Below are 12,010 nucleotides of genomic sequence, written 5' to 3'. Positions count from 1 at the left end.
ATGCTATTCTCTGTTTTATCATCTATAATTTAGAGAATAGCATTTTAAAATTTATATTATCTTTTTACAGTTTCTTTAATTGAGTTGCTTATAAAATCTTTTATACTATAGCAAAGTAATATCATTGGGAATAATTCTAAACGTCCCGCTAACATGTCAAAACTCAACACTATCTTAGAAAAATTAGATAGTGATGCAAAGTTTCCAACAGGCCCTATCAAATCACCAAATCCTGGTCCAACATTACCTAGACAAGTAAGTGGTGCAGTAAGTGTCGTAACTATATCTAAGTTTTCAAATGATAATAATAATACTGATGCAAAGAATATCAATGCATATACAACAAAGTATGAGTAAGCAAAGTCAAGTACTTGCTTATCTACTGGTTTTCCTTCAACATTTATTGTACTTACACTTCTTGGGCTGACCATCTTTTTAACGCTCGACTTTGCAGATTTTATAAGTATCATAATACGAGATATCTTCATACCTCCACCTGTAGAACCTGCACAAGCTCCAACTACCATTAGAAGTAATATTAAAATTTGTGATAACATAGGCCACATTCCAAAATCAGTAGTTGCAAAACCAGTAGTAGTTATTATAGATGCAACTTGGAATATTGAGTATCTAAATGATTGAGCTACACTTCCATACACACCTAATGTATTGATTGTAATTATTCCTGTAAATACTACTATTATTAATATATACCATCTAAGTTCTTCACTTTTAAATGCTTGTTTTATATTTTTTAATATTAATAGATAATATAAGTTGAAGTTTATACCAAATAACAGCATAAATACTGTTATTACCATATCGATATAATAACTATTGTAATAAGCTATACTCGTATTTTTTATAGCATATCCACCTGTCCCTGCTGTCGAAAATGCATGAACTATACTATCAAATAAAGGCATATGTCCTAATAATAAGAATATAACTTCTAATAATGTTAAAAATGCATATATACCGTATAATATTCTAGCTGTCATCTGTACTTTAGAAACTAATTTACCTACTACTGGACCTGGTACCTCAGCTTTCATAAGGAACATATTTTGTCCTTCTGACTTTGGTAAAAATGCTAATACAAATACAAGTACTCCCATTCCACCTATCCAGTGTGTGAAACATCTCCAAAATAGCATACCTTTTGATAATCCTTCAATATTATTTAGTATACTCGAACCTGTTGTTGTAAATCCTGAAACAGTTTCAAAAAATGCATCAACATAATTTGGTATTTCACCACTTATATAAAAAGGTAATGCACCTATTAATGAAACAATAATCCAACTAAGTGCTACTATTATAAATCCTTCTTTAGCATATATATGTTTATTATCAGTTTTTAAATTGGATAAAATATATCCAATTGCTAATGAGATCATACTAGTTATAACAAAATAAATTGCTGTATCATTTTCTTTATAAATAATAGATACTAAAAAAGGCAATAATAATATAATTGCTTCAAATATAAGTATATTTCCTAAAATCCTACAAATCATCTTTCTATTCATAAACTACAACCTCCTATGCCAATATGTCTTCAAGGCTAGTTAAGAAAGATTTTGTTGTTACTATTATTACGCTATCTCCGGCTTGAATAAAATCATCACCACTTGGCACAATAAGTTTATTTCCTCTCATTATACCTGCAACAAGTAGATTATCTTTTGTTTTTAAGTTTTTAAGCGGTACACCTAAGAAACTAACTCCTTCATTTGCTATAAATTCTATAGCTTCGACCTTTTTGTCTACGATTTTGTAAAGTGTCTCTATTCCACAATCGCCTTTATTAGCCTTTGCTCTAACATATCTAACAATTTGATTGGCTGTTATATCTTTTGGAGAAATAACACTTTCTATACCGATTGATTCCAACATATTTATTATAGATAATCTATTTACCTTAGTAATTACTTTTGGCACGTTACATTTTGATGCATATAGAGATATTATTACATTCTCTTCATCTATACCAGTCATAGATACACATGCATCCATATGTTGAATTCCTTCTTCTAATAAAATATCTTGGTCTGTACCATCTGCATATACAACTTCTGCTTTCGGTAAAAGTGCACTTAATTTTTCACAGATTTTTTCATCATTATCTATGATTTTTACTTTTATACCTATCTCGGCTAATTGTTTAGCAAGGTAAAATGCTATTCTACTACCACCGATTATCATTGCAGATTTAATTTTTCTTTCATAAATACCAGCTGAAATCATAAATTTTTCTAAATCTTTATGAGATGCTGTTATGTGTATCTTATCTCCTTCTTCTAAAGAAAATCTACCATCTGGTATATAGACATTTTGTTGTCTTTGAAGCGCACAAACTAAGACGCTTGTCTTAAATTTTCTATTTAAATCACTTAAAGATACTCCTACTAATTTACTACCTGGTCTTACTTTTATTTCTGCCAAATCGACAAGACCTTTCGCAAAAGTATCAACTTTAAGTGCAGATGGGAATCTTAATATACGAGCAATTTCATCTGCTGCTGCTTTTTCTGGATTAATCATTAAACTAATTCCTAATCCATCTCTCATAAATGATATTTGTGAAGCATAATCAGGATTTCTAACCCTTGCAATTAGATTCTTCGCTCCTATTTTTCTTGCAATTAAACATGAAATTAAGTTAACTTCATCAGATGATGTAACCGATATAAATAGATCTGCCTTATTTACACCAGCTTCCATTTGGATATCATGAATAGCCCCATTTCCGCATATTCCCATAACGTCATAACTGTTTACTATTTCCTCAACATTTTTTTGATTCGTATCTATAACGACGACGTTATGACCTTCCATAGCTAGATGTTCGACTAAAGTTTTACCAACCTTACCACATCCTATTACAACTATTTCCATTTATTTCCTCCTGTTAAAATTTTAAACCTAAAAAAATAATTTCAACCTCTATTATAATACATATTTATATTTTGTTTATATCTTTTTAATATATATTTATATAATATTTAGAAATTTTAACAATTAGTAGATAAATATTATGTATGAAACGTTATTTTTCTGTGTTTTTTGAATACTTGTAATTTTTGGCAAGAGCTTAATTGACATTTTATGTAAATAAATAGTAAAATAATTGTACTATATTATATAACATACATAAAACAATATAAAAAGCTGTGATAATGAGTAGTAGATTTTAGATAAAACACAGAGAGAAAGTGGCTAGTGTAAACTTTCATGCGTCTAAAATTGAAGTAGCCTTTGAGCTGTGAACTGAACAACTTTTTAAGTAGGCTTCACCGGTTTTCAACCGTTAAAATGAAACGATATATTTTGTATCGAGTAAGTGCAAAGAAATTTCTTTGAATTTAGGTGGTAACACGGATTAACTAATTCGCCCTAAGCTAATTTATTAGCTTGGGGCTTTTTAAATATAATTTTTTAATACATTTAAATCATAGGGGGGCAATATGGAAATTACAGGATCACAATTAATAATTAATTCTTTAATCGAAGAAGGCGTTGATAAAATATTTGCTTATCCAGGAGGATATGATAAGGATATTTTTGACGCATTATATCATGAAAAAGATATAGAGCTAATATTACCGAGACACGAACAAGGTCTTATACATGCTGCAGAGGGATATGCACGTTCAACTGGAAAAGTAGGCATTTGCTTAGTTACAAGCGGACCAGGGGCAACTAATCTAGTTACAGGCATAGCTGATGCAAATTATGACGGAATACCACTAGTATGTTTTACAGGACAAGTTGCAACTTCAGTAATAGGAAATGATGCATTCCAAGAAGTTGACATAGTAGGAATTACAAGAACTATATGTAAATACTCTACAACAATTAGAAAAAGAGAAGATTTGGGTAGAGTTATAAAAGAGGCATTTTATATAGCAAGAACAGGAAAACCAGGTCCTGTTGTAGTTAATTTACCTAGTAATATCGTAAGTGAATTTGGTCCTTCTGAATATCCAAAATCAGTAGATATAAGAGGCTACAAACCGAGCACTGGTGTTCATATTGGTCAAATTAAAAAAGCATTAGAAATGCTAAAAGGCGCTAAAAAACCTTTATTTTTAATTGGCGGTGGTGTAAATATATCTCGTGCTAATGAAGAATTAGAAAAGCTTGTGGATATAACAAATGTACCAGTTATCACAACTATAATGGGTAAGGGTGCAATACCTACTTCTCACCCACTTTTCATAGGTAATGTAGGTATGCATGGTAGTTATGCCGCTAATAGAGCTGTCAATGAATGTGATGTATTATTTTCAATTGGTACAAGATTTAACGATAGAGTTACAGGAAAGATTTCCGAATTTGCGCCAAATGCAAAAATAATACATATAGCTTAATACAAAACAATGGGTTGATGAGATAAAAACTTGGGACAAAAAACATCCAGTAACTGCTCCAAGTTCTGTAGAAGGATTTATCTCTCCTCAATCTATATTTGAAAATCTAAACAAAGTGTTTACTGATGGAATATTTGTAACAGATGTTGGTCAACATCAAATGTGGACTACACAATTTTTAGAAATGAATAAAAATAAACAATTAATAACATCTGGTGGGCTTGGAACAATGGGCTTTGGTTTGCCTGCTGCTATAGGCGCTATCAATGTTACTGAAAGATAAATATGATTTTTTATTATAAAGAAGGGGATGTCACATTAAGAAAAAGTGCGACAGCCCCTTAATTTATTTTATTTATACGGTCCAAAGTTATATAATTTATAATATTAACTTTGTTCCACAATTTGGACAGAAATTAGACCCAGCACTATTTGGAGTTCCACAGTTTGGACAGAATTTAGCTACATTGCCTCCTTGAGGATTTGCATTTTGTTGTGGTTGAGATGGCTGTTGTGGCTGATTATATAATTGTTGATTGTTTTGTTGTTGATTTTGCGCCATTTGATTAGCCATTTGTTGTCCCATCATCATTCCAACTTGCATACCAGCCATATCTGCTGCTATATTTGAGCCATGCCCTCCTGAGTTTTTACCAATTGAATCTGCCATTGCAATCTTAGTGTATTTATCCATATCGTTTACCATACTTTGTGATGCTGCTTTTGTAGCCATTTCTTGTATTTCTTTTGGATAAGATACGCTAGATATTGCAAAATTAGTTATTCCAATTCCTATCTTTTGCATTTCCATATCTAAATCACTTTGTATTCCTTTTGATATTTCATAAGCATTAGCTTGAAGATTGAATATATCTTTTCCTTCTCTTACTATCCATCTCATAAGAGTTTGATCTAACATAGACATTATACGCTCTTTTACGTCATCTATTGTAAATTGTTTTTTAATCCCTGCTATTTTATCTATAAGCAGTCCATAATCTTCTACTTTACAGCAAAACGTACCAAATGATTTAATAGGCATACCACCTGGTAGATTTGGAGCTGGTATATTTATTGCATTTTTTGTTCCCCATTTAACAGTTAATTCTTTAGTATTTACAAATAATACTTCTGCTCTCATCCCACTATTAAATCCAAATTTAAATCCTTTTAATGTAGATAAAAAAGGTACTATTTGTGATTCAATATCAAAACTTCCTTCGTCTTTGAATATACCTTCTATTTTCCCATTAAACATAAATATTGCATCTTGGCCTGGTCTAATAATTAATTTACTTCCTTTTTTGATTTCTTTATTATCCCATTTCCAAAAAATCATATCATCTCTAAACTGTTCCCACTCTACTACGTTTGACAGTTGATTGCTGAAAAAACCCATATCGTTCCTCCTATTTTTATGAATTTACATAATATAAAGCTATTATTAATATAATAATTATTACTACAACTATTGCAGATATTTTAAATACACTCTTTGGATATTCCCCTGATATTACCCCAGATTGACCATTTATTAAAATATGATATTCTTTTCCTTTATAGTAATATGCAGATGAATATATCGGTACTAAAATATGTTTATACGTTTCTCTATCATAGTTTGAACTCATATTCAAACTACTTACTCTATCAAATTTTCTAAGTACATCTCTCTCACACAAATGTCGCATTTCATTTTGCATTTTTTTCTTTGCTTGTATATGTGCATCTTCTAAATCTATTGTATATATTTCTGAACAATATCCAGACATATAATCTGGAGAAAATGAAGATATATTTTGAGTGTTATATACAAGTGAGTTTACTAAGCTCGGTTTTAATTTATCTGATGCTTTTACAAGTACATCATCAAAAAAATTATGCACATAACCCGAAGTAGGATACCATCTCGTTCTAATTTCTGTATGTGTTTCTCCATTATCGTCTTTGTATGTAACTTCATAGTTTTTTCCACCCATAGCGTGATAATGTGCTTTTACATCTGCATCAAATGTCCAAAATGGTATATATATACCTTGAACTTTATCTGATTGATATAGAGTTTTTAATGTATTTGGAGCAAGCCACCTACTTTTTATCCACTTGTGGTATATCTCTCCCGTCTGTAATTTATTGATTCTAAACGGTACAACTCCATCTGGAATTAGTGCATCCAGTTGTTTTTTTGCCAAAACATAATTAGCACCGCAATAAGGACATGTCGTCGCTGTACTTGTTGCATCAACTTCTACAAGGGCTCCACATCCTTCACACTGCATACTAGTAGATTGTTTTTCCTCTGCTTTTATTGAATCCATCGCATGTCGAGTTAGTTTATGCTCTACAATTTTACTGTCATCATGTTCTATTTTAACTTCATTGCCACAACTTGGGCATTTCAAATTTTGCGAAGATGCATCAAATTCCATAACTGCCCCACAGTTTTGGCAATAATATGTTTTTGCAGTATCCATCATATTCCCTTTCCAGTATAGTTAATTAACTTTTATTATTTATCTAATCCTAATTTAGTTTTTAATTTAGCAAGCTCGTCATCTATTGCTGAATTTGAGCTACTTGTTGGCTCTTCATACTTAGCCATTAAATCGTCTATATTTTCTTCTTTTTTAGATGAATTTAGTTCTGCCATTGCATTTGCAGTATCTAATTTTTTATTTATCTTAGCTTCCATCTCATCAAATTTAGACATATTCCCCATAGCTCCATTTACACTTGAACCCAATTTATTTAATTTTTCTTGTGTCTGTGCTATTGCCATTTTGGCTTTTAACTCATCTCTTTTTGCATTTAATGATGCTATATCTTTTACTAGTTTATCATGCATCTCTCTCATTTTTGTCGCATTTTCTCTAGCTATATCATAAGTTTGTTGAAGTGAAGTCAATTTTGTATTTAATTCTTCTTTCTTTTCTAAAAATGTTCTTGCATCAGCTTCATTACCTGCTAATAAAGCCTTTTGTGCATAATTTTGCATTTTATCTATAGATTCATTACATTCATTTAATTCTCTTTTTGCTCTAGTTTCTTCAGCCATTACTGCTGCTGTTTCTGCTTTTACTTTTCCTAAGTCACTTTCTAAATTTCTAAGGTATTGATCTATCATTTTATTTGGGTCTTCAACCTTATCTAATAATGCATTAATATTTGAAGACATTATATCTTTAAATCTATTTAAAATTCCAGCCATTGTAAACCTCCTTAAATTTATTTACTATTTATTTTAAGTATATCATAGTATTTTTATTATATACATTAATGGTCATTTGGGCTATAGTTCTAGATTTATTACTTGACTTAATTTTACAACTCCACCTATTGTTATCTTTTTTATAATTCCATTTTCTTTATTTATCTCAGATTCTATTATCCCACCTGGTTGATTTATACTGTATTTACGACTTCCATTTTGTAAATTTTGTTCTAAATAAGCTACTGTCGCCAATGTCCCACTTCCACAACTACTTTCAAAAAAAGTCGTTTCTGTAGCTTTTACATATACAACTGGAGTTATATAATTTTTTAATTTGTCTAAAAACATAACCCCAAATGCCTCAACATCATAATTATTATAGACAGCATTTTTAAATTTTAAAAAATTTTCTTCTGTCGCATCTATATTTTCTGCTATGATATGATTTATTCCTTCAATTATCACTATAGGAAATTCGCCCATTTCGTCTACATATATTTTCTCTATATTCTTTGGTATAGGCATCTCTATTTCTGCTGTTTCTTTATCTAAATCAACATATACATTTAGTATTTTGTCGCTATTTATTTCAACAAGAACATTACCCCTTTTTATTTTATTATTTCTTGCAAATATCATCCCTATACTTCTAGACGCATTTCCACAAAACTCTCCCCCCATCATCTCGAGTTTTATATCTCCGCCTATTGTAGGTTGTTTTACAAATCCAACTTGTTCTGCTTTATAATCAGTATTTTCCAATATATCTTTTGCAACGTTTTTATAGTCTTTTGACTTTATATTATCTAAGACAAAAACTGTTATATTATTTGCTGGATTAGCTAGTACTATACTGTATTTATTTTTTCCATACATAATATATACCCCTTTATATTAAATATTTTTAAATTACATCCCCTATATTTTACATTTATTATATCAGATATATAAACTAAATAAACCACCTTGAACAAGGCGGTTTATTCTTAAATTTATTTCAATGATGCAAAAAAATCTTCATACCAATCTCCCCAATCGTCAATTGGGTAAACAGCTCCCCCATTGCAACTTTTTAATAAATTTGATGCATACTCTTCTCCTATTTGAAACAACTCTCCAACTGTCATTTCATATCCAGCTTCTGTCGCAACTTCACAAAATGCCTGCATTGGGTCTTTAGCAGATTTAGTATCAATTAATTTTTGCTTTAATTTTGGGTCATGTCTAGCTTCTTTTAATATTTGAACTAATTTTTCATTCATATATTTCACCCCTTGAGTTTTTTATGCAACAAATCCACCTACTATTTGTCCACAATAAATTTATGATATATGAAAATAATAGCATTATCACAAAAAAATTACCACCACAGATAAATGTGATGGTAATTAAAATTTTTATAATATTTATAATAATGGTGCAAATACTCTAAGAACAGCTCTAAATAAAGTATCTATTTTTCCACTTGCAAATACATTTGTATTTTCTATTTTTCTACTTTTTGCAATTGTTTCTAATGCATCTTCTTTTATATCTTGAATACATTTTGATTTATATAAAAATACTCCACATTCAAAATGAAGATATAAACTTCTATAGTCGAAGTTTATAGTACCGACAGTCGCTACTTCATCATCAGATACTACTACTTTTGCATGTAAAAATCCTGGTGTATATTCGTAAATCTCTACTCCATTTTCGATTAGTTGATGATAATAAGATCTAGTAAGTTTAAATACTGTCTTTTTGTCCGGTATACCAGGTGTCACAATCTTAACATCAATTCCTCTTTTAGATGCTAAGCAAAGTGCCGTCATCATCTCGTTGTCGATTATAAGGTATGGAGTAAATATATATACGTATTTTTTCGCATTATTTATAAGGTTTAAATATACATTTTCTCCTACGACTTCTTCATCTAATGGTGAATCACCATATGGCTGAATATATCCATCATGTTTTACTAATTGATTTAGATGAACATGTGGTCTAAATTTATTATAATCGTCATCAGTAGGTCTAAATGAATTCCACATATATAAGAACATTGTAGTTAAATTCCAAACACCTTCACCTTTTAACATTATTCCAGTGTCTTTCCAATAACCAAATCTCTCTTTTTTGTTTATATATTCATCTGCTAAATTTATTCCTCCTGTAAATCCAGTATGACCATCGATAACCATTATCTTTCTATGGTCTCTGTTATTCATAGCAAGAGAAATAAACGGAATAAATGGATTAAAGGCCATACATTTAATCCCTCTAGATTCTAGTATTTTATCGTATTTATAAGGTAGGTTAGATACACATCCCATATCATCGTAAATTAATCTTACATCTAAGCCTTCCTTTGCCTTTTCTTCTAAAATATCTAATATTGTATTCCACATTTCGCCTTCATCGATTATAAAGTATTCCATGAAGATGTAGTGTTTTGCAGCTTTTAATTCTTTTACTATATCTTTAAAGTTTTCTTCTCCACTTTTATAGTAAACTGCACTGGTATTTTCATATATAGGAAATCCCATATGATTTGATAAATACCTTACTTGACCAGCTACTCTTAAATCTTGTTCTTCAATTTCTTTTATTACCTTTTTATCTTGAACTCTTATACAATGATTTCTATCGTGTTCTTTTTCTAATTTTCCTCTCATCTTTCTTGTAGGTTTTTTATTACCTAAAAATAGATATAATAATCCTCCAAAGATAGGAAACAATAAAATCGGAATAATCCATGCTATTTTGTATGCTGGGTTATCTTCTTTATTTACTATAAAAAGAACTACTAATATACTAAGTATCATACATATAACGCTCCACACTTGTGAATAGTGGCTAAATTTATTTAACATAAGCAACATATATACGACCTGTATTAAAATCATAAGACCAAATACAAAAACTCTATTGAATATTAGTTTTAAATACTTCATTATGTTCCCCCTTTCAATAAGTTTTTCGTTAAAACTTATCTAATTTCAGTTAGTTTTTACGCTATATTGATTTATTATAACACTTAAATTATTACAAATTTATAAGATATTAAGTAATTGACTATCAGTTCTATATAAGTTCATCATTTTTTAATAAATTGTATAAAGTTGGATTAAAATTAAATTCATTCATCAATTTATTTACTTCGTCTAAAGATTTCTCTATTTTTTGTTTTGAAACATTTCCTTTACTTGCTCTTATTAAGATATTTTTGGGCGAATGAGATATATCTATAAACTCTAAAAGCTGTGTTTTATATCCTACTGCCTCAAGTAAATTTCCTCTAACTGCATCTGTCATTAATGCTGCTACTCTTTCTTGAACTATTCCATATCTAGTAAGTATATTTAAATTTTCTGGTTTCATTTGATGATTTAATTCATGTTGACAACATGGTACTGAGAATATCATTTTAGCATTCCATTTTATTGCATTGTAAAGTGCATAATCTGTAGCTGTATCACATGCATGTAAAGTTATAACCATGTCCACTTTATTGTTATATTTGTATCCGTTTATATCGCCTAATTCAAAATGTAAATTATCGTATTTATAACGTTTAGCTACTTCATTACATTTTTTAATTACATCTTCTTTTAAGTCTAAACCTATCATTTTAACATTTATTTTTTTAATTTCAACAAAATAATAGTAAAGTATAAATGTTAAGTAAGATTTACCACAGCCAAAATCTAATATAGTAAGTTCTTTATAGTCGTTTTTCTTTATTTCATCATCTATAATTTCTACAAATCTATTTATTTGTTTATATTTATCATATTTAGATTTAACAACTTTACCTTCTTTTGTAAAGACACCTAAATCTATTAAAGGTTCTATTATCATACCTTCTTCTAATATATAATTTTTCTTTTTGTTGTGATCTTTATTTACTAAGTTAGAATTGTTGGCGTTTTTCTTGCCTAAGAATACTTTACCCTTTTTAGATATCTTTAAATCAAAAGTATTATTTTCACTCCAAGCAGTCAATTGTTTGTAGCTATTTTCCATATAATCTAAAAGATAGTCGTTTAAGTCTTCGATTTCTATATTTTCATGAAAAACCTGTTTATCAGTGTATTTTTCAACTTGATAATATTGTTTCGTTTTATTTTCTTTTAGATTTATATTTATTTTATTATACTTTTCTTCCTTATTTTTCTTATTACTTATAACTATTTTAAAAACTTGTCCTTCTACTATTTTATCTATAGATTTTATTAAATCTTCCATTTGTTCCTCCTATTTTACATTCATTTTATGTATTTATTTTTAATTCTCCATATTAAGTTACTAGATTATTATTATATCATTTACTTAAAATAATACAATTTATAATTTTTAATTAAATGTAATTCAAAATTATATACATAGCTCTTTCCTAATCGCACTTAATATGTTTAACAAAAATTATTTATTTTTT

At 29.1% G+C, this 12,010-nt stretch carries 9 protein-coding genes, 1 pseudogene and 1 other annotated feature; of the genes and pseudogenes, 1 reads left to right on the top strand and 9 read right to left on the bottom strand.

Annotated features, from left to right (window positions below; all coding sequences use genetic code 11):
• Positions 1-56: 56 nt before the first annotated feature.
• Together I4U58_RS08875 and trkA are read right to left on the bottom strand one after the other, a co-directional pair.
• A complete protein-coding gene (locus I4U58_RS08875; protein WP_195930941.1) occupies positions 57-1,532 on the bottom strand; it encodes a TrkH family potassium uptake protein in 1,476 nt (491 codons plus the stop codon).
• A 13-nt stretch (positions 1,533-1,545) separates the two neighbouring features.
• Positions 1,546-2,901 (bottom strand): Trk system potassium transporter TrkA, encoded by a 1,356-nt coding sequence (gene trkA / locus I4U58_RS08870; RefSeq protein WP_195930940.1) that lies wholly within the window; start codon positions 2,899-2,901, stop codon positions 1,546-1,548.
• A 266-nt stretch (positions 2,902-3,167) separates the two neighbouring features.
• Positions 3,168-3,405 (top strand) — a binding site (T-box leader).
• 65 nt (positions 3,406-3,470) lie between these two features.
• Between trkA and I4U58_RS08865 the strand changes: the two are divergent.
• A pseudogene (locus I4U58_RS08865) lies at positions 3,471-4,638 on the top strand (thiamine pyrophosphate-binding protein); the annotation flags it as partial.
• A gap of 117 nt (positions 4,639-4,755) precedes the next feature.
• On the opposite strand, the gene I4U58_RS08860 reads toward I4U58_RS08865, so the two are convergent.
• From I4U58_RS08860 to I4U58_RS08830, 7 genes are all read right to left on the bottom strand, one after another.
• Positions 4,756-5,775, bottom strand: coding sequence for an SPFH domain-containing protein (locus I4U58_RS08860; protein ID WP_195930939.1), 1,020 nt, complete (start codon positions 5,773-5,775; stop codon positions 4,756-4,758).
• Between the two features lie 16 nt (positions 5,776-5,791).
• Positions 5,792-6,850 carry a hypothetical protein gene (locus I4U58_RS08855; protein ID WP_195930938.1) on the bottom strand — a complete coding sequence of 353 codons (1,059 nt, stop codon included), beginning with the start codon at positions 6,848-6,850 and terminating at the stop codon, positions 5,792-5,794.
• A 35-nt stretch (positions 6,851-6,885) separates the two neighbouring features.
• Positions 6,886-7,584, bottom strand: coding sequence for a PspA/IM30 family protein (locus tag I4U58_RS08850; protein ID WP_195930937.1), 699 nt, complete (start codon positions 7,582-7,584; stop codon positions 6,886-6,888).
• An 81-nt stretch (positions 7,585-7,665) separates the two neighbouring features.
• The gene (locus tag I4U58_RS08845; protein WP_195930936.1) at positions 7,666-8,463 is read right to left on the bottom strand and encodes a hypothetical protein; all 798 of its coding nucleotides are present in this window, start codon (positions 8,461-8,463) and stop codon (positions 7,666-7,668) included.
• Between the two features lie 116 nt (positions 8,464-8,579).
• A complete protein-coding gene (locus I4U58_RS08840) occupies positions 8,580-8,849 on the bottom strand; it encodes a Nif11-like leader peptide family natural product precursor (RefSeq protein WP_195930935.1) in 270 nt (89 codons plus the stop codon).
• A gap of 144 nt (positions 8,850-8,993) precedes the next feature.
• Positions 8,994-10,526, bottom strand: a complete 1,533-nt coding sequence (gene cls, locus I4U58_RS08835; protein WP_195930934.1) for a cardiolipin synthase — start codon at positions 10,524-10,526, stop codon at positions 8,994-8,996.
• A 130-nt stretch (positions 10,527-10,656) separates the two neighbouring features.
• Positions 10,657-11,820, bottom strand: coding sequence for an SAM-dependent methyltransferase (locus tag I4U58_RS08830; protein WP_195930933.1), 1,164 nt, complete (start codon positions 11,818-11,820; stop codon positions 10,657-10,659).
• Between the last annotated feature and the right edge of the window lie 190 nt (positions 11,821-12,010).

It is taken from the genome of Clostridium sp. 1001270J_160509_D11 (assembly GCF_015667935.1).
Taxonomy (GTDB): domain Bacteria; phylum Bacillota; class Clostridia; order Peptostreptococcales; family Peptostreptococcaceae; genus Intestinibacter.
This window is presented reverse-complemented; position numbering and strand designations above follow the sequence as displayed.